Genomic DNA, 17255 nt, shown 5'->3' on the forward strand with positions numbered 1-17255 from the left:
CGCGTCTTATCAGGCCCACGGTCTGCTTTGTAGGCCGGATGAGGTGAAGCCGACATCCGGCACAACACAGCTTAGCTAAACATCGCCGTAATCGAGGCGCTGGCGAGCGAGTGGAAATGGACGTTAAATCCAACCATCGCGCCGCTGGCACCTTCATCGACATCAATACGCTCCACATCCAGGGCGTGAACCGTAAAGATATAGCGGTGGGTTTCACCCTTCGGCGGCGCAGCGCCGCCATAACCGGCTTTACCAAAATCTGTACGGGTCTGAATCACCCCATCCGGCAGTGCAACCAGCCCGGAGCCGGATCCTTGTGGGAGTACGCGGGTATCAGCCGGCAGATTTACCACCACCCAATGCCACCAGCCGGAGCCGGTTGGCGCATCAGGATCAAAGCAGGTCACGACAAAGCTTTTGGTTCCTGCGGGTACGTCATCCCACGCCAGATGCGGGGAAATATTATCCCCGTCATACCCCATGCCGTTAAAGACGTGGCGATGCCCAAGCTTATCGCCATCGCGCAGATCGTTACTGATTAGTTTCATGCTGACTCCTCTCGTTAGCCAAAAAGTGTAGCCAGAAACCGTAGAGCTTACCGCTGATTAATCGCTAAAAAATGTTGCATTGCGCACAGCCTCGTTCACGGCCTGCGTCAGGCGACGTAACTGATCGGGCTGGATAATGTACGGCGGCATCAGGTAGATGAGCTTGCCAAACGGTCTTATCCACACGCCCTGTTCGACAAAGAACTTCTGTAACGCTGCCATATTCACCGGATGGGTGGTTTCGATGACGCCGATGGCGCCGAGCACGCGTACGTCCGCGACCCAACTGGAGTCCGCCGCCGGGGCTAGTTCTGCCCGCAACTGCGCTTCAATGGCCGCTACCTGCGCGCGCCACTCGTCGGTTTCGATTAACGACAGGCTGGCGGAGGCGACGGCGCAGGCCAACGGATTGCCCATAAAGGTCGGGCCGTGCATGAAGCATCCGGCTTCACCGTTGCTGATGGTTTCCGCAACCTGGCGGGTGGTGAGGGTTGCAGAAAGGGTCATTGTTCCGCCGGTTAACGCTTTGCCCAGGCATAAAATGTCCGGAGTGATGTCGGCATGCTCGCAGGCAAAAAGCTTGCCTGTACGACCAAATCCGGTGGCGATTTCATCGGCAATCAGCAGGATCCCTTCACGGTCGCACATCTTACGGATGCGTTTTAACCATTCGGGATGATACATGCGCATACCGCCAGCGCCCTGTACGATTGGCTCTAGGATCACTGCCGCAATTTCGTGGCGATGCGCGGCCATCAGACGGGCAAAAGGCACCATATCCAGTTCGTCCCACTCGCCGCCCATGCGGCTTTGTGGGGCTGGGGCAAACAGGTTCTCCGGCAGGTATCCCTTCCACAGACTGTGCATTGAGTTGTCAGGATCGCAGACCGACATCGCGCCGAAGGTATCACCATGGTAACCATTACGAAATGTCAGGAAACGCTGGCGGGATTCGCCTTTAGCCTGCCAGTATTGCAGTGCCATTTTCATTGCAACTTCTACGGCGACCGACCCTGAATCTGCGAGAAAAACGCACTCCAGCGCCTCTGGGGTCATCGCCACCAACTGGCGGCACAGCGCAATGGCCGGGGCATGGGTAATGCCGCCAAACATTACATGCGACATGGCATCAATCTGCGTTTTCATCGCGGCGTTCAGCTGCGGGTGATTGTAACCGTGGATTGCCGCCCACCAGGATGACATGCCGTCAATCAGCTTCTCACCGCTGGCTAAGATCAGTTCGCAACCTTCGGCACGCGCCACCGGATAAACCGGCAACGGGGAGGTCATGGAGGTGTATGGGTGCCAGATATGGCGTTGGTCAAACGCAAGATCGTCCGTTGTCATAATCGACTTGTAAACCAAATTAAAAAGATTTAGGTTTACGAGTCTACACCAAACTAACAACGAAACGTATACCAATATGGCTCATTCTTCTCGCTGGACAATGTCGCAAGTCACCGAATTATTTGAAAAACCGCTGTTGGATCTGCTGTTTGAAGCGCAGCAGGTTCATCGTCAGCATTTCGATCCGCAGCAGGTACAAGTTAGTACGCTGCTGTCGATTAAGACCGGTGCTTGCCCGGAAGATTGCAAATACTGCCCGCAAAGCTCCCGCTATAAAACCGGTCTGGAAACAGAACGGTTGATGGAGGTTGAACAGGTACTGGACTCGGCACGTAAGGCGAAGCAGGCCGGTTCAACGCGGTTTTGCATGGGCGCGGCGTGGAAGAACCCGCATGAGCGCGATATGCCGTACCTGGAACAAATGGTTCAGGGCGTGAAAGAACTGGGGCTGGAAGCCTGTATGACGCTGGGCACGCTGGACGAATCTCAGGCCCAGCGCCTGGCCAATGCGGGTCTGGACTACTACAACCACAACCTCGACACCTCGCCGGAATTTTACGGCAATATCATCACCACCCGCTCGTACCAGGAGCGCCTGGATACGCTGGATAAAGTGCGCGAGGCGGGCATTAAAGTTTGCTCCGGCGGGATTGTTGGGCTGGGCGAAACGGTGACCGACCGCGCGGGTCTGCTGCTGCAATTAGCGAATCTGCCGACGCCGCCGGAAAGTGTGCCGATCAACATGCTGGTGAAAGTGAAGGGCACGCCGCTTGCCGATAACGACGACGTAGATGCTTTTGATTTTATTCGTACTATCGCCGTGGCGCGTATCATGATGCCGACCTCATACGTGCGTCTTTCTGCCGGGCGCGAGCAGATGAACGAACAAACCCAGGCGATGTGCTTTATGGCCGGGGCCAACTCGATTTTCTACGGCTGCAAACTGCTGACCACCCCGAACCCGAACGAAGATAAGGATTTGCTGTTATTTCGCAAGCTGGGTCTTAACCCGCAGCAAACGGCGGTACTGGCGGGCGATAACGAACAGCAACAACGTCTGGAGCAGGCGCTGCGTACCCCGGATACCGACGATTACTACAACGCGGCAACCGTATGACCTGGCAGCAAAAAATTGACGATGCGCTAACAGCGCGTCGTCGTGCTGATGCCCTGCGTCAGCGCTATGCAGTGACGCAGGGAGCCGGGCGCTGGCTGCAGGCCGACGGTCGCCAGTATCTGAATTTCTCCAGCAACGACTACCTCGGCTTAAGCCACCATCCGCAGATTATCTGCGCGTGGCAGCAGGGCGCTGAGCGTTTTGGCGTCGGCAGCGGCGGCTCGGGCCATGTCAGCGGTTATTCCGTTGCTCATCAGGCTCTGGAAGAAGACCTGGCGCAGTGGCTCGGCTTTTCCCGGGCGCTGTTGTTCATCTCTGGTTTTGCCGCCAATCAGGCGGTCATTGCCGCACTGATGGGAAAAGATGACAAGATTGTTGCCGACAGGCTCAGCCATGCCTCGCTGCTGGAGGCTGCCAGTCTTAGCCCTGCCGTGTTACGTCGCTTTACCCATAACGACTCGCAACATCTGGATCGTCTGCTGACAGCGCCCTGTCCGGGGCAGCAGCTGGTGGTCACCGAAGGCGTGTTCAGCATGGATGGCGACAGCGCGCCGCTGGTGGAAATCCACGCGGTAGCGAAACGGCAGGGCGCGTGGCTGCTGGTGGATGATGCGCATGGGATTGGCGTAAGCGGTGAGGAAGGGCGTGGTTCGTGCTCCCGACAGCAGGTGAAACCTGAGCTGTTGGTGGTGACATTTGGCAAAGGGTTCGGTGTCAGCGGTGCGGCGATCCTGTGTTCTGATAGCGTGGCCGATTATCTGCTGCAGTTTGCCCGTCATCTGATCTACAGCACCAGCATGCCGCCAGCCCAGGCTCAGGCCTTGCGCGCCGCACTGGCGGTGATCCGCAGCCGCGAAGGCGATGAGCGCAGAGAAAAGCTGGCGATGCTGATCCAGCGTTTTCGCGCAGGGGTGAATACTACGGATTTGACGCTGGCACATTCAGACAGCGCTATTCAACCGCTGATCGTTGGCGACAATCATAAAGCCTTGCAACTGGCACAGACGCTACGGCAACAGGGGTGCTGGGTGACGGCGATTCGTCCACCGACGGTGCCGGTTGGGACGGCCAGGCTGCGGATTACGCTGACCCAGGCGCATGAAGTCCAGGATATCGACAACTTACTGGAGGTGCTGCATGGCGCAGGTCAATAAGCAGGCGATTGCCGCTGCGTTTGGTCGCGCGGCTACGCACTATGAGCAACATGCGGAGCTTCAGCGTCAGAGCGCCGATGCGTTACTGGCGCAACTCAATGGCCGGGCGTTCTCACGGGTTTTGGATGCGGGCTGTGGGCCTGGGCGTATGAGTCGCTACTGGCGGGAGCAGGGGAGCGAGGTCTGTGCGCTGGATCTGTCGGCGCAAATGCTTACGCAAGCGCAGCGTCACGATGTCGCCCATCACTATCTGCTGGCGGATATTGAAGCCATTCCGCAGGCCGCTGCCACTTTCGATCTGGCCTGGAGCAATCTGGCCGTGCAGTGGTGCAACGACCTGCGCGGCGCGTTACGCGAGCTATACCGGGTGGTGCGTCCTGGAGGGGCGGTGGCGTTTAGTACGCTGGCGCAAGGGTCGATGCCGGAACTTCGTCAGGCGTGGCGAGCAGTTGATGACCGGGAGCATGCCAACCGTTTTTTGCCCGTGGAGCAACTGGAAAACGCTCTGTGCGGCTGGGACGTTGAATACCAGTCTCATGCCGTCACGCTGTGGTTTGACGATGCGCTGAGTGCCATGCGCTCGCTAAAGGGCATTGGCGCGACGCATTTGCATGATGGACGTGAGCAGCGTGTGCTGACCCGCTCGCAGTTGCGCCAGTTACAGCTCGCCTGGCCCTGTCAGCAGGGTAAATATCCGCTGACCTATCATCTTTTTTTGGGAGTAATTCAACGTGACTAACACGTATTTTGTCACCGGGACGGACACCGAAGTAGGTAAAACTATCGCCAGCTGTGCGTTGCTTCAGGCGGCGGGACAGCTGGGGTTGCGAACGGTCGGCTATAAGCCGGTGGCGTCAGGCAGTGAAATGACGGCTGAAGGTCTGCGAAACAGCGATGCGCTGGCTCTACAGCGCAACAGCGTTGTGGCAGTGGATTATGCGGCCATCAATCCGTATACCTTCGCCGAACCTACCTCACCGCATATCATCAGTGCTGACGAAGGACGCCCCATTCAGGCTTCAGTGATGTCTGCGGGTTTACGCTTGCTTGAAGAACAAGCTGACTGGGTATTGGTGGAAGGCGCAGGCGGATGGTTTACGCCACTTTCACCAACGCTGAGTTTTTCTGACTGGGTAAAAGCGGAACAACTGCCGGTGATTCTGGTGGTTGGCGTTAAGCTCGGTTGTATCAACCATGCCATTTTGACCGCCCAGGCGGTGCAGCAGGCCGGGCTGACGCTCGCCGGATGGGTTGCCAATGATGTGATGCCACCTGGCAAGCGTCATGCTGAATATATGGCGACGCTAAAGCGTGCGCTTGCGGCTCCGCTACTGGGGGAAATACCCTGGCTGGCAGAAGAGCCGGAACGAGCATCGACTGGTCGTTATATCGATCTTAGCGTTTTGTCTCTGGCATCCACCAGTCGTTGATTAGCGGATCGCTGAATTGTGTTATTTGTCCTTGAGCCACGTTGCGTCCACGATGTAACAAGCAATAGCAGTCGGCGACCCGACGTATAAACGGCAGGCTCTGCTCCGCGAGCATAATGGCGATGCCAAGCTCCTGGCTTAGCCTCACAATCAGATTCCCCAATTTGTGGATATACGCCTGGCCACTTCCTCGCGTCGGCTCATCGAGGATCAGCAGGCGCGGGCGAGTGACCAGCGCACTGGCGAGTGCAAGCAGGTGCTGATTTTCCTCTGACAATGCCACCCCTTTGGCCTGACGCAGTACAAACAGCTGCGGAAACAGGCGGTAAATATCGCTGCTGTTCATCGCTTCGCTTTCCTCGACCGCCTGGCGCGCAATGTGCAGATTTTCCTCTACCGTCAGTTGCGAAAAAATTCGCCGTTCCTGTGATACACAGTTAATACCCAGCGCAATGCGCTTTGCCGCCGGAATCTGAAGCAGATCGCAAGGTGGTGCGCCAGCCTGATGCCAGAACATGGTTCCGCTCTCAATCGGTAAATTGCCGATGATGCAATTGGCCAGCGTGGTTTTTCCCATCCCTGGAAGACCCAGCACGGCGGTACATTTGCCGGGCAACAGGTCGAGATCGACATCCCAAAGCGAGTGTTGATTACCGTAATAGTGATTCACTGCACGAAGACTCAACATAGATTTCTCCCTCATGATGATATCCGCCTTGCGGGCTGATGGTCGGGAGAAAACTGCAAATCTCTTGCCAGAAGCGGAATTAGGGGAAAATACAGCAGAATAGCGTATTGAGCGGGTTGCGGTATCCGGCTTGTTGTGGATGAGCGCCGCAGTGTGCACATTGTCAGTGCCTGGTGGCGTTGTGATGGTGCAGGCAGGAAAATGATGAAAATGCGAGCAAGATCTCGGCCATCCCAGGTCGCTTCGTTAGCTGATAAATATCAAAAAATAGCGATAATTTTTTTTTATCCCACCAGAAAAGATCATCAGGACGTTTTTGCCAGGCTACAGTCCGTACGGGCTGGAGGCAGTTATCCACTATTCCTGTGGATAACCTTGTGTATTAGAGTTAGAAAACACAAGGTAAGCGAGAGAAGACGCGGCCTGCGACTAAATTGATGCGAAAGACGGCTTGAGATAATAGTCATTAAATTACAGTGTGTTAGATAAATGCAATGGCTGTCGCAGAAGTGTCATGTGTTGCCATAAAACTTTCATCGGGTAGCTTGACAAATGTTAAAAAAGTCATTGGTTTGGGGATAACACATTTTTGCTGGTGTTTTATCTTGCCTGCGGACAAATTTTAGCCTGTAGTCACGGCCATTTTGCTGGCGTAACAGAAATATTCTGGCGCGTTACTGTTTTTTCATCCAGTATATTTTACTGGCAAAATATACTGCTGCGAGTAAAATTACACACCTGCCCGCCCATTGCTTCAGGTAGCTGCTCATGAGTAAACCGTTCAAACTAAATTCCGCTTTTAAACCCTCTGGCGATCAGCCTGAGGCGATACGTCGCCTGGAAGAAGGTCTGGAGGATGGTCTGGCGCATCAGACGTTGCTGGGGGTGACGGGGTCGGGGAAAACATTCACCATCGCGAACGTGATTGCGGACTTACAGCGCCCTACCATGGTGCTGGCCCCCAATAAGACGCTTGCCGCGCAGTTGTACGGTGAGATGAAAGAGTTCTTCCCGGATAACGCGGTGGAGTATTTCGTCTCCTACTACGACTATTATCAGCCGGAAGCCTACGTGCCAAGTTCTGACACCTTCATCGAGAAGGATGCTTCGGTTAACGAACACATTGAGCAGATGCGTCTGTCAGCAACCAAAGCGTTGCTTGAGCGACGGGATGTCGTCGTCGTAGCGTCGGTTTCCGCGATTTATGGTCTGGGTGACCCGGATCTGTACCTGAAAATGATGCTGCACCTGACGGTGGGGATGATTATCGACCAGCGCGCGATCCTGCGTCGTCTGGCGGAGCTGCAGTATACTCGCAACGATCAGGCATTCCAGCGCGGGACCTTCCGCGTGCGCGGTGAAGTGATCGACATATTCCCGGCGGAATCTGACGACATCGCGTTGCGCGTGGAACTGTTTGATGAAGAGGTCGAACGTTTGTCGCTGTTTGACCCGCTTACCGGGCAGGTCGAATCCACTATTTCGCGCTTTACCATCTATCCCAAAACGCACTACGTGACGCCGCGCGAACGTATTGTACAGGCGATGGAAGAAATTAAAGTTGAGTTGGCAGAGCGGCGAAAAGTCCTGTTGGCAAATAACAAACTGCTGGAAGAACAGCGCTTAAGTCAGCGTACCCAGTTCGATCTGGAAATGATGAACGAGCTGGGTTACTGCTCGGGGATTGAAAACTATTCCCGCTATCTGTCCGGGCGTGGTCCGGGCGAGCCACCGCCGACGCTGTTTGATTACCTGCCTGCCGATGGCCTGCTGGTGGTGGATGAATCTCACGTGACTATCCCGCAAATTGGCGGCATGTATCGCGGTGACCGGGCGCGTAAAGAAACCCTGGTCGAATACGGATTCCGTCTGCCGTCTGCGCTGGATAACCGTCCGCTTAAATTTGAAGAGTTTGAAGCGCTGGCCCCGCAAACCATCTACGTTTCGGCGACGCCGGGCAACTATGAGCTGGAGAAATCCGGTGATGATGTGGTCGATCAGGTAGTAAGACCGACCGGCCTGCTGGATCCGGTCATTGAGGTGCGCCCGGTGGCGACGCAGGTTGACGATCTGCTATCTGAGATCCGCACCCGTGCGGCGATTAACGAACGTGTGCTGGTCACCACGCTCACCAAACGGATGGCGGAGGATCTCACCGAGTATCTTGAAGAGCACGGTGAACGGGTGCGTTATCTGCACTCTGACATCGATACCGTGGAACGTATGGAAATCATTCGTGACCTGCGTCTGGGTGAGTTTGACGTGCTGGTGGGTATCAACCTGCTACGTGAAGGTCTGGACATGCCTGAGGTCTCCCTGGTGGCGATTCTGGACGCAGACAAAGAAGGGTTCCTGCGTTCTGAACGTTCGCTTATTCAGACCATCGGTCGTGCGGCGCGTAACATCAACGGTAAGGCGATTCTATACGGCGATAAAATTACCGCCTCTATGGCTAAAGCGATTGGTGAAACCGAACGTCGTCGTGAAAAGCAGCAGCTCTATAACGAAGAACACGGTATTACGCCGCAGGGGCTGAACAAGAAAGTGGTCGATATTCTGGCGCTGGGGCAGAATATTGCGAAGACCAAAGCGAAAGGCAAAGGGAAGTCACGCGCAGGCGCGAAGTCTGAGGTTGTCGAACTGGATATGACGCCAAAAGCGCTGCAGCAGAAGATTCACGAGCTGGAAGGGCAGATGATGCAGCACGCGCAGAATCTCGAGTTTGAAGAGGCCGCGACAATCCGTGACCAGTTGCATCAGTTGCGCGAGTTGTTTATTGCGGCATCGTAAGGCGGTGTCGGATGCGGGATAAACCCTTATCCGACCTACGGGGTAGATAGCGTACGTAGGCCGGATGGCGGAGCAAATCGATTTGTAGGCCTGATAAGCGCAGCGCATCAGGCATTGTTTGATGCCGGAGCAGAGCGTTTTGTAGGCCTGATAAGCGCAGCGCATCAGGCATTGTTTGATGCCGGAGCAAATCGATTTGTAGGCCTGATAAGCGCAGCGCATCAGGCATTGTTTGATGGCGGAGCAATTCGTTTTGTAGGCCTGATAAGCGAAGCGCATCAGGCAAATCCGTTCAGCCCAGCGCCTGCACCGCTTTCTCCAGCGCACTATGCAATAGCTGGCGGTCATGGCGGTAGGGAATATCGCTGGCTTCCAACACTTCCTGGATCACAACGCGGTCGGTAACGGCGGAAGCATCCACTTTCGGCCCCACAACCACCGCATCAATCACTTTCTTCCCAACATACTGTTCAATAATGGCCAGCTTATCGCTAAGCGTCAGGCTGGCTGCTGGCAGGCTTAATTCGCGTCCAAGATTGCCTATGTAGACCATCGGAGCCGGTGTGCGACGTAATGCCTGTGACATTTCATCGAGTAAAAGAATCGGCATCAGGCTGGTGTAAAAACTGCCGGGGCCTATCAAAATTAAATCCGCTTCAGCGATAGCCTCAACGGCCTCCCGTGTAGTCGGGACTTTTGGCGAAAGCATCAGTTCCTGAGGTGGGACGGTGAGCTGATCGATATTCACTTCGCCATAAACTTCGTGTCCCTGGTCATCAATGGCCATCAGATCCACCGGCAGCTCCGACATCGGAATTAAATGTGCGTCAACTTTCAGCAGGCTACGAATTAAATTGATAGCTTCCAGAGGCCGCACGCTGAGGTGATCGAGCGCCTTTAACATCAGATTTCCGAGGTTATGCCCGGAAAGTTCGCCATTACCGCCAAAACGATACTCAAACATAGCGGATGCAACGCTGGGTTGGGTAATTAACTGGTTCAGACAGTTACGCATGTCTCCCCAGGCAATCCCTCCTTCAGAGCGACGAATACGACCTGTCGACCCGCCGTTATCGGTGGTGGTGACGATACCCGTCAGGCGGGAACCTAATGGGGAAAGAGAGGAGAGAACGCGTCCTAATCCATGCCCTCCGCCGAGAGCGACAACGCGGTCCAAATCTGCCAGCGTGCGAGTGCGCATATATTTTCCTGATATCAATTGATCGGCGCTACAGTAACGTAAATAGCGTGTTTTCAGCAATTATCCAGTCGGCATCTGCCGTAATTTTTTTCTGCGATCTACTCCTTTCTGACGACACTCACCTGATGGCAAGATGATGTATATCAATGCAAAACTGTGATTTTTGCTTATTCTGTAGCGAAATTGCACGATTATGTCGCTATATACATATTTATACAGCGAAAGTGTGCATGGCAAAAACGCCATTTACACGCTAGTATCGGCATAACCACAAAGTACTCTTAAAAATTTGAGTTGCCGGAAGCCAACGCATCTGCAACTCGAAGTATGATGAGTATAAACACTCTAGCCTCTGCACCTGGGTCAAATGATACGGTGCTTTGGCCGTGACAAGACTTGAAAAAGTTTGTCACCAGGGCGCAGGAAGAAATGACTACGTCTCCCGTATTTGGAAAGGTGTACATGGGCTCTCAACTTACCGATGCTTTCGCACGTAAGTTTTACTACTTACGTTTGTCGATTACCGATGTGTGTAACTTTCGTTGCACCTACTGCCTGCCGGATGGCTATAAGCCCGGCGGGGTCACCAATAACGGCTTTTTAACCGTTGATGAAATTCGCCGTGTCACGCGTGCGTTCGCCAGTCTGGGAACGGAAAAAGTGCGTCTGACGGGGGGCGAACCTTCACTGCGTCGCGACTTCACTGACATTATCGCCGCCGTGCGCGAAAACGACGCCATTCGCCAGATTGCGGTAACCACCAATGGTTATCGTCTGGCGCGCGATGCCGCCGCCTGGCGCGATGCCGGACTGACCGCGCTCAACGTCAGCGTCGACAGCCTCGACGCCCGTCAGTTTCACGCCATTACCGGACAGGACAAGTTTCAGCAGGTGATGGCGGGCATTGATGCCGCCTTTGATGCCGGTTTTGAAAAAGTGAAAGTCAACACCGTGCTGATGCGCGACGTAAACCATCATCAACTGGACACCTTCCTGGCGTGGATCCAACCTCGACCAATCCAACTGCGTTTTATTGAACTGATGGAAACGGGCGAGGGCAGCTCTCTCTTCCGTAAACACCATATTTCCGGACAGGTACTGCGCGATGAGCTGCTGCGTCGCGGCTGGATCCACCAGATCCGACAGCGTAGCGACGGCCCGGCTCAGGTTTTCTGTCATCCTGATTATGTTGGCGAAATTGGTCTGATCATGCCTTATGAGAAAGACTTCTGCGCCACCTGTAATCGTCTGCGCGTTTCCTCTGTCGGCAAGCTTCATCTGTGTTTATTTGGTGAAGGCGGCGTAAGCCTGCGTGATTTGCTGGAAGACGATGCTCAGCAACCGGCGCTGGAAGAACGTATTTCAGCCGCGCTGCTGGAGAAAAAGCAGACCCATTTCCTGCATCAGAACAATACCGGTATTACGCAAAACTTATCTTACATTGGCGGCTGATCGCTAAAAGGAGTTTTTCATGAGTCAGGTAAGCGCTGAATTTATCCCGACACGCATTGCTATTCTTACTGTTTCCAACCGTCGCGGCGAAGAAGATGACACCTCCGGCCATTATCTGCGTGACTCGGCGCAAGAAGCGGGTCATCAGATTGTCGATAAGGCGATTGTCAAAGAGAACCGCTACGCCATCCGCGCCCAGGTTTCTGCCTGGATTGCCAGTGACGATGTACAGGTGGTGCTCATTACCGGTGGCACTGGCTTAACCGAAGGGGACCAGGCGCCGGAAGCGCTGCAACCGCTGTTCGACAGAGAAGTCGAAGGGTTTGGCGAAGTATTCCGTATGCTGTCGTTTGAAGAGATTGGCACCGCGACGCTACAATCCCGCGCGATTGCCGGGGTGGCCAATAAAACGCTTATTTTTGCCATGCCGGGTTCGACCAAAGCGTGTCGTACTGCCTGGGAAAATATCATTGCGCCGCAGCTTGATGCCCGTACGCGTCCGTGTAATTTCCACCCACATTTGAAGAAATAAGTATGTCGCAACTGACTCATATTAACGCCGCTGGCGAAGCGCATATGGTGGATGTCTCCGCCAAAGCGGAAACCGTACGCGAGGCGCGTGCAGAAGCATTTGTAACCATGCGTAGCGAAACGCTGGCGATGATCATCGACGGCAGTCACCATAAGGGTGATGTTTTCGCCACGGCGCGTATTGCCGGTATTCAGGCTGCCAAACGGACCTGGGATCTTATCCCACTGTGTCACCCACTGATGTTGAGCAAGGTCGAAGTCAATTTGCACGCCGAGCCGGAGCACAACCGCGTGCGCATTGAAACGCTGTGTCGCCTGACCGGTAAAACCGGCGTTGAAATGGAAGCGTTAACGGCAGCCTCCGTGGCGGCGTTGACCATCTACGATATGTGCAAAGCGGTGCAAAAGGATATGGTGATTGGTCCGGTGCGTTTGCTGGCAAAAAGCGGCGGCAAATCGGGTGATTTTAAGGTGGATGCGCATGATTAAGGTTCTTTTCTTTGCTCAGGTACGGGAACTGGTGAACACCGATGCGTTAGAAGTTGCCGCCGAGTTTGCAACGGTAGAAGCGCTGCGCAAGCATCTGGCGGCGCAAAGCGATCGCTGGGCGCTGGCGCTGGAAGACGGCAAGCTGCTGGCGGCGGTGAATCAGACGCTGGTCAGTTTTGACCATCCTCTTAACGCGGGTGATGAAGTCGCTTTCTTCCCGCCGGTAACCGGAGGCTAAAATGGCTGAAACGCGAATTGTTGTTGGCCATGCGCCGTTCAGCGTCGGGGATGAGTATCCCTGGCTGGCAGAGCGCGATGAAGACGGCGCGGTAGTCACTTTCACCGGTAAAGTGCGCAATCACAATCTCGGTGACAGCGTTAAGGCGTTAACGCTGGAACACTATCCGGGAATGACCGAAAAAGCACTGGCGGAGATTGTCGACGAAGCGCGTTCGCGCTGGCCGCTGGGGCGGGTGACGGTGATTCATCGCATTGGCGAACTGTGGCCGGGTGACGAAATCGTTTTTGTTGGCGTGACCAGCGCGCATCGCAGCAGCGCGTTTGATGCCGGGCAGTTCATTATGGATTACCTGAAAACCCGCGCGCCGTTCTGGAAGCGCGAGGCCACGCCGGAAGGTGAGCGCTGGGTTGATGCCCGCGACAGTGATAAGCTAGCAGCAAAACGCTGGTAGAGTACAATTGTTGTAGGCTCATACTGATTCAGGAGATTGTCATGGACCGATTCCCACGATCCGATTCTATTGTACAGGCCCGTTCCGGCCTGCAAACGTATATGGCGCAGGTGTACGGCTGGATGACCTGCGGACTGTTGCTGACGGCGTTTATCGCCTGGTATGCGGCAAATACGCCCGCGGTGATGATGTTTGTCTTCTCCAGCAAAATCACCTTCTTTGGCCTGATCATCGCTCAACTGGCGCTGGTGTTTGTTCTGTCCGGCATGGTGCAAAGGCTGAGCGCGGGTATGGCGACCACGCTGTTTATGCTCTATTCGGCATTAACCGGGTTGACGCTATCAAGCATCTTTATTGTCTATACCTACTCGTCTATCGCCAGCACCTTCGTGGTCACTGGCGGGATGTTCGGGATCATGAGTTTGTATGGCTACACCACCAAGCGCGATCTGAGCGGCTTCGGCAATATGCTGTTTATGGCGCTGATCGGTATTGTGCTGGCCTCGCTGGTTAACTTCTGGCTGAAGAGCGAAGCGCTGATGTGGGCGGTGACCTATATCGGGGTGATTGTGTTTGTCGGTCTGACCGCCTATGACACGCAGAAGCTGAAAAATATCGGTGAGCAGATCGACCTGCACGACAGCTCCAATCTGCGTAAATACGCAATTCTTGGGGCCTTAACGCTGTATCTGGACTTCATCAACCTGTTCCTGATGCTGCTGCGTATTTTCGGCAATCGTCGTTAATTGTCTGTTGCCGGATGGCGCTGCGCTTATCCGGCCTACAGTTGTGTATCGAAAGTAGGCCGGATAAGGCGTTAAGCCGCATCCGGCACTATAAGCACCATCATTTCGCCATCGCCTTCTCGTTTTTTACCCGCAGCTTTTTCGCCCGACTCTCCAGCAGTAAATAACACATCAGCGCCAGCAGTAGCGGAATAAAATAGTACAGCACGCGATACGCGAGCAGGGCAGCAATGATCGTGCCCTGAGACGTATTCTCTCCCGCCAGCAGCGCCATAAAAACCGCCTCCAGCACGCCGATCCCTGCCGGAATATGCACAATAACCCCGGCAATACTGCTCACCAGCAGCACGCCAAGCACGAAGAAATAGTTAATATTCTGACCCAGCAACAACCAGATAATCGCCCCCATAACCATCCAGTTAGTCCCGGATATCGCCATCTGCGCGAGGGCAAATTTCCAGGAGGGGAGCACCAGCTTTTGGCCCTTGATGGTGATGTGACGATGTTTAGCGAAGGTGCAAAACCACAGATAAACAACAATAATAAGCAGCAGCGCTATGCCTAAAATGCGCAATGTGCCTTCATCGATATACCAGTGAGCGGGCAGTTCGACGACGCCGAAGGTAAATATAAAACCGCCCAGCAGAATATAGCCCAGCCAGTTAGTGGTAATACTCAGCGAAAAAATCCGCGTTATTGTGCCCCCCGGCAACCCGAGACGCGAGTAGAGCCGATATCGCATCCCAATACCGCCCACCCAGGTGCTTAACGTCAGGTTGAACGCGTAACAGATAAACGACACCAACATGACCTGGCGTTTTGCCAGCTTGTGCCCGCAGTAGTAGCGCCCGAGCAGATCATAACAACCGTAAAGTAAATAACTGACGATCACCAACCCCACGGCGCTGAGCAGGGCGATCCGGTTGTAATCGCGAATTACCGTCCACACTTCCTGCCAGTTGACTTTGCTGGCATAAACGACCAGCAACACGATCACCGCAATAAAAAATAACCATGTGAGGATCTTTTTCGCTAACCGCCAGCGTCGGTGATTTTTTGCCATCAGGGTTTCCCTCCTGCATCCTCAGTTTGTATACGGTCCTGAGTTTCCAGAGCGGGCTGCGCGGGCGGCTCTACCTCGGCCAGATGCGGGGTATGCGCCGGAAGCCAACCGACCAGCGCCGGGAAGTGGCGTAAAAAGTGGAAGGCCAACACGCTTTTAGTCAGGTTCCACCAGGTGCGTTTTGGCAGCATGGATTCATCTACCCGCTTGCAGTCCTGCGCAATAATAGGGTTCAGGTTGTCGCGCAGGGTCTGGTTAAACGTGCGGTCATGAATAATCAGATTCGCTTCCAGATTCAGCGACAGGCTCAGCGGATCAAGATTGCTGGAGCCCACCGTCGCCCAGTGATCGTCCATCAGCGCCACTTTGCCATGCAGAGGTTTACGGCGGTATTCGTAGACATGGACGCCACCTTTAACCAGATAGTTGTACAGCAGGCGGGCACCCACTTTCACAATCGGCATATCCGGTTCACCCTGCACAATGAGTTTTACCCGAACGCCGCGTCGTGCTGCTTTACGCAGGGCATGCAGCAGGCGATAACCGGGAAAGAAATAGGCATTGGCAATGATCACTTCCCGTCGGGCCTGGGTCAGCATTTTAAGATAATGGCGTTCAATATCATCGCGATGCTCTTCGTTATCGCGCCAGACAAACAGCGCCTGCGCTTCGCCGGGTCGATGATTGTCAATTGCCCGGTGATGACGTCGCCACCAGCGTCGTACGGCGCTTTGCCCGGGCAGGTTTTCCAGTACAAAGTTCAGAATGTCAGCAACGACTGGACCTTCAACGCGCACGGCGTAATCCTGCTTGGCCTCCGGGCCGTAATCCGACATATGTTCAGCGGAGTAATTGATGCCGCCGACAAAGGCAACACGGTCATCAATGACCACTATTTTTCGATGCATACGGCGAAAGAGATTGGTGCGCATTCCAAAAAGACGCGGACGCGGATCGTAGTAGCGGAAAACAACACCGGCTACGGTCAGCTCTTCAACAAAACTGTCGCTCAGATCCGGCGAGCCGTAGCCATCCAGCAGCACCTCTGCTTTGATTCCTCGTCGGGCGGCTTCGAGCAACGCGGCATGCAGCTGTTTTCCTACCGCATCTTCAAACCAGATAAAAGTCTCAAGGATAATTTTTTGCTGTGCCTGCTCAATGGCGTCAAAGACGGCAGGGTAGAATTGATCGCCGTTTTCCAGTAGTTGAATTTGATTGCCTTCACGCCAGCCATATTTCATAAATGAATCTCCGCACTCAGAGGGGCATGATCGGACAAATGTCGCCAGTGACGCAGCGCAAGCGTCGTTGGGGTACTGGCATTCGCGTTTTTCACATAGATCCTGTCCAGGCGCAGTAGGGGAAACTGCACCGGAAACGTTCGCGCCGGGCGACCGTGGGCACGGGTAAAAATCTCGTCAAGGCCAGCTTTGGCTTTCAACGGGCGATTGGCCGTTTGCCGCCAGTCGTTAAAATCTCCAGCAATCACCACGGGCTCCGCGTTGGGCAGGGCGTTAACCCAGTCTGCCAGCATCGAGAGCTGGGCCTGGCGGTGAGCTTCACGTAGGCCGAGATGCACACACATCACATGAATGGGGAGGGAGAGCATTGGCGGTACGATGCGGCAGTAAAGGACTCCGCGCTTTTCACTCGCGCCGACTGACACATCACGATTTTCATAATGCTCAATGGGATACCGCGACAACACCGCATTACCGTGATGTCCCTGCGGGTACACGGCGTTACGCCCGTAGGCGAAGTCGCTCCACATTGTGTCTGCCAGAAATTCGTAGTGGCTGGTATCCGGCCAGTTCTCAATGTGCAGCGAATGCGCTTCGTGCGCTCCCATGACTTCCTGCAGACACACAATGTCTGCGCCGACGGTTCTTACGGCTTCCCGTAGCTCAGGCAAAATAAAACGCCGGTTGAAGGCAGTGAACCCTTTGTGAGTATTAATGGTGAGCACATTGAATGAAAATTGAACTCTCGATCCGCTCATGGACCTCC

Annotated in this window: 18 protein-coding genes and 1 riboswitch; of the genes, 11 read left to right on the forward strand and 7 right to left on the reverse strand. The window is 54.5% G+C overall.

Features of this window, described 5'->3' with window-relative positions:
- Window positions 1-71 precede the first annotated feature (71 nt).
- Both C2U43_RS07890 and bioA read right to left on the reverse strand, forming a co-directional pair.
- Window positions 72-548, reverse strand: a complete 477-nt coding sequence (locus C2U43_RS07890; protein ID WP_103284915.1) for a kinase inhibitor — start codon at window positions 546-548, stop codon at window positions 72-74.
- A 57-nt stretch (window positions 549-605) separates the two neighbouring features.
- Window positions 606-1895: an adenosylmethionine--8-amino-7-oxononanoate transaminase gene (gene bioA, locus C2U43_RS07895; protein WP_103284916.1), complete on the reverse strand. Its 1290-nt coding sequence runs from the start codon at window positions 1893-1895 to the stop codon at window positions 606-608.
- Window positions 1896-1971: 76 nt separating this feature from the next.
- Here bioA and bioB point away from each other — a divergent pair, with 76 nt between their 5' ends.
- The 4 genes from bioB to bioD are packed head-to-tail and all read left to right on the forward strand — an operon-like array spanning window position 1972 to window position 5596.
- Window positions 1972-3012, forward strand: coding sequence for a biotin synthase BioB (gene bioB, locus C2U43_RS07900; protein ID WP_008784180.1), 1041 nt, complete (start codon window positions 1972-1974; stop codon window positions 3010-3012).
- Complete coding sequence (gene bioF, locus C2U43_RS07905) at window positions 3009-4166, forward strand: 8-amino-7-oxononanoate synthase (RefSeq protein ID WP_103284917.1); 1158 nt, start codon at window positions 3009-3011, stop codon at window positions 4164-4166. The genes bioB and bioF overlap by 4 nt, the downstream gene beginning before the upstream one ends.
- Window positions 4150-4905, forward strand: a complete 756-nt coding sequence (gene bioC, locus C2U43_RS07910) for a malonyl-ACP O-methyltransferase BioC (RefSeq protein ID WP_032942762.1) — start codon at window positions 4150-4152, stop codon at window positions 4903-4905. The genes bioF and bioC overlap by 17 nt, the downstream gene beginning before the upstream one ends.
- A complete protein-coding gene (gene bioD / locus C2U43_RS07915) occupies window positions 4898-5596 on the forward strand; it encodes a dethiobiotin synthase (protein ID WP_071445157.1) in 699 nt (232 codons plus the stop codon). The genes bioC and bioD overlap by 8 nt, the downstream gene beginning before the upstream one ends.
- On the opposite strand, the gene C2U43_RS07920 is transcribed toward bioD, so the two are convergent.
- Window positions 5562-6284 carry an ABC transporter ATP-binding protein gene (locus tag C2U43_RS07920; RefSeq protein WP_103284918.1) on the reverse strand — a complete coding sequence of 241 codons (723 nt, stop codon included), beginning with the start codon at window positions 6282-6284 and terminating at the stop codon, window positions 5562-5564. The genes bioD and C2U43_RS07920 overlap by 35 nt on opposite strands.
- Before the next feature lie 768 nt (window positions 6285-7052).
- Here C2U43_RS07920 and uvrB point away from each other — a divergent pair.
- A complete protein-coding gene (uvrB, locus tag C2U43_RS07930; protein WP_008784186.1) occupies window positions 7053-9074 on the forward strand; it encodes an excinuclease ABC subunit UvrB in 2022 nt (673 codons plus the stop codon).
- Between the two features lie 292 nt (window positions 9075-9366).
- On the opposite strand, the gene yvcK is transcribed toward uvrB, so the two are convergent.
- On the reverse strand, window positions 9367-10275 hold the full coding sequence (yvcK, locus tag C2U43_RS07935; protein WP_003831525.1) for a uridine diphosphate-N-acetylglucosamine-binding protein YvcK: 909 nt from the start codon (window positions 10273-10275) through the stop codon (window positions 9367-9369).
- A gap of 329 nt (window positions 10276-10604) precedes the next feature.
- A riboswitch (molybdenum cofactor riboswitch) is annotated at window positions 10605-10750 on the forward strand.
- Here yvcK and moaA point away from each other — a divergent pair.
- The 6 genes from moaA to C2U43_RS07970 all read left to right on the forward strand — a co-directional run bounded on the left by moaA (window position 10738) and on the right by C2U43_RS07970 (window position 14185).
- Window positions 10738-11727, forward strand: a complete 990-nt coding sequence (moaA, locus tag C2U43_RS07945) for a GTP 3',8-cyclase MoaA (RefSeq protein WP_032934386.1) — start codon at window positions 10738-10740, stop codon at window positions 11725-11727. (Overlaps the previous riboswitch by 13 nt.)
- A 19-nt stretch (window positions 11728-11746) precedes the next feature.
- Window positions 11747-12259 carry a molybdenum cofactor biosynthesis protein B gene (gene moaB / locus C2U43_RS07950; RefSeq protein ID WP_003035187.1) on the forward strand — a complete coding sequence of 171 codons (513 nt, stop codon included), beginning with the start codon at window positions 11747-11749 and terminating at the stop codon, window positions 12257-12259.
- 2 nt (window positions 12260-12261) lie between these two features.
- On the forward strand, window positions 12262-12747 hold the full coding sequence (gene moaC / locus C2U43_RS07955) for a cyclic pyranopterin monophosphate synthase MoaC (RefSeq protein WP_003035188.1): 486 nt from the start codon (window positions 12262-12264) through the stop codon (window positions 12745-12747).
- Window positions 12740-12985, forward strand: coding sequence for a molybdopterin synthase sulfur carrier subunit (gene moaD / locus C2U43_RS07960; protein ID WP_003831530.1), 246 nt, complete (start codon window positions 12740-12742; stop codon window positions 12983-12985). Before moaC ends, moaD begins: the two co-directional genes overlap by 8 nt.
- A 1-nt stretch (window position 12986) precedes the next feature.
- Window positions 12987-13439, forward strand: coding sequence for a molybdopterin synthase catalytic subunit MoaE (moaE, locus tag C2U43_RS07965; protein WP_008784190.1), 453 nt, complete (start codon window positions 12987-12989; stop codon window positions 13437-13439).
- A 41-nt stretch (window positions 13440-13480) separates the two neighbouring features.
- On the forward strand, window positions 13481-14185 hold the full coding sequence (locus tag C2U43_RS07970; protein ID WP_103284920.1) for a Bax inhibitor-1/YccA family protein: 705 nt from the start codon (window positions 13481-13483) through the stop codon (window positions 14183-14185).
- 100 nt (window positions 14186-14285) lie between these two features.
- Here the strand turns inward: C2U43_RS07970 and C2U43_RS07975 are convergent, their stop codons facing one another.
- The 3 genes from C2U43_RS07975 to C2U43_RS07985 are packed head-to-tail and all read right to left on the reverse strand — an operon-like array spanning window position 14286 to window position 17247.
- Window positions 14286-15248, reverse strand: coding sequence for a lysylphosphatidylglycerol synthase domain-containing protein (locus C2U43_RS07975; protein WP_103284921.1), 963 nt, complete (start codon window positions 15246-15248; stop codon window positions 14286-14288).
- Window positions 15248-16489, reverse strand: a complete 1242-nt coding sequence (gene clsB / locus C2U43_RS07980; RefSeq protein WP_103284922.1) for a cardiolipin synthase ClsB — start codon at window positions 16487-16489, stop codon at window positions 15248-15250. Before clsB ends, C2U43_RS07975 begins: the two co-directional genes overlap by 1 nt.
- Window positions 16486-17247 (reverse strand): endonuclease/exonuclease/phosphatase family protein, encoded by a 762-nt coding sequence (locus C2U43_RS07985; protein ID WP_057066507.1) that lies wholly within the window; start codon window positions 17245-17247, stop codon window positions 16486-16488. The genes clsB and C2U43_RS07985 overlap by 4 nt, the downstream gene beginning before the upstream one ends.
- Between the last annotated feature and the right edge of the window lie 8 nt (window positions 17248-17255).

Origin of the sequence: Citrobacter freundii complex sp. CFNIH9 (genome assembly GCF_002903305.1) — a bacterium.
In the GTDB taxonomy this organism is placed as follows: Bacteria; Pseudomonadota; Gammaproteobacteria; order Enterobacterales; family Enterobacteriaceae; genus Citrobacter; species Citrobacter portucalensis.

Bases quoted from the DNA above. Each gene is read 5' to 3' on its own strand.
- moaA (WP_032934386.1), top strand. From the start codon at position 10,738: ATGGGCTCTCAACTTACCGATGCTTTCGCACGTAAGTTTTACTACTTA.
- uvrB (WP_008784186.1), top strand. From the start codon at position 7,053: ATGAGTAAACCGTTCAAACTAAATTCCGCTTTTAAACCCTCTGGCGAT.
- bioF (WP_103284917.1), top strand. From the start codon at position 3,009: ATGACCTGGCAGCAAAAAATTGACGATGCGCTAACAGCGCGTCGTCGT.
- C2U43_RS07890 (WP_103284915.1), bottom strand. From the start codon at position 548: ATGAAACTAATCAGTAACGATCTGCGCGATGGCGATAAGCTTGGGCAT.
- bioB (WP_008784180.1), top strand. From the start codon at position 1,972: ATGGCTCATTCTTCTCGCTGGACAATGTCGCAAGTCACCGAATTATTT.
- C2U43_RS07985 (WP_057066507.1), bottom strand. From the start codon at position 17,247: ATGAGCGGATCGAGAGTTCAATTTTCATTCAATGTGCTCACCATTAAT.
- moaE (WP_008784190.1), top strand. From the start codon at position 12,987: ATGGCTGAAACGCGAATTGTTGTTGGCCATGCGCCGTTCAGCGTCGGG.
- C2U43_RS07970 (WP_103284920.1), top strand. From the start codon at position 13,481: ATGGACCGATTCCCACGATCCGATTCTATTGTACAGGCCCGTTCCGGC.
- C2U43_RS07920 (WP_103284918.1), bottom strand. From the start codon at position 6,284: ATGTTGAGTCTTCGTGCAGTGAATCACTATTACGGTAATCAACACTCG.
- bioA (WP_103284916.1), bottom strand. From the start codon at position 1,895: ATGACAACGGACGATCTTGCGTTTGACCAACGCCATATCTGGCACCCA.
- C2U43_RS07975 (WP_103284921.1), bottom strand. From the start codon at position 15,248: ATGGCAAAAAATCACCGACGCTGGCGGTTAGCGAAAAAGATCCTCACA.
- bioC (WP_032942762.1), top strand. From the start codon at position 4,150: ATGGCGCAGGTCAATAAGCAGGCGATTGCCGCTGCGTTTGGTCGCGCG.
- moaC (WP_003035188.1), top strand. From the start codon at position 12,262: ATGTCGCAACTGACTCATATTAACGCCGCTGGCGAAGCGCATATGGTG.
- clsB (WP_103284922.1), bottom strand. From the start codon at position 16,489: ATGAAATATGGCTGGCGTGAAGGCAATCAAATTCAACTACTGGAAAAC.
- moaD (WP_003831530.1), top strand. From the start codon at position 12,740: ATGATTAAGGTTCTTTTCTTTGCTCAGGTACGGGAACTGGTGAACACC.
- yvcK (WP_003831525.1), bottom strand. From the start codon at position 10,275: ATGCGCACTCGCACGCTGGCAGATTTGGACCGCGTTGTCGCTCTCGGC.
- moaB (WP_003035187.1), top strand. From the start codon at position 11,747: ATGAGTCAGGTAAGCGCTGAATTTATCCCGACACGCATTGCTATTCTT.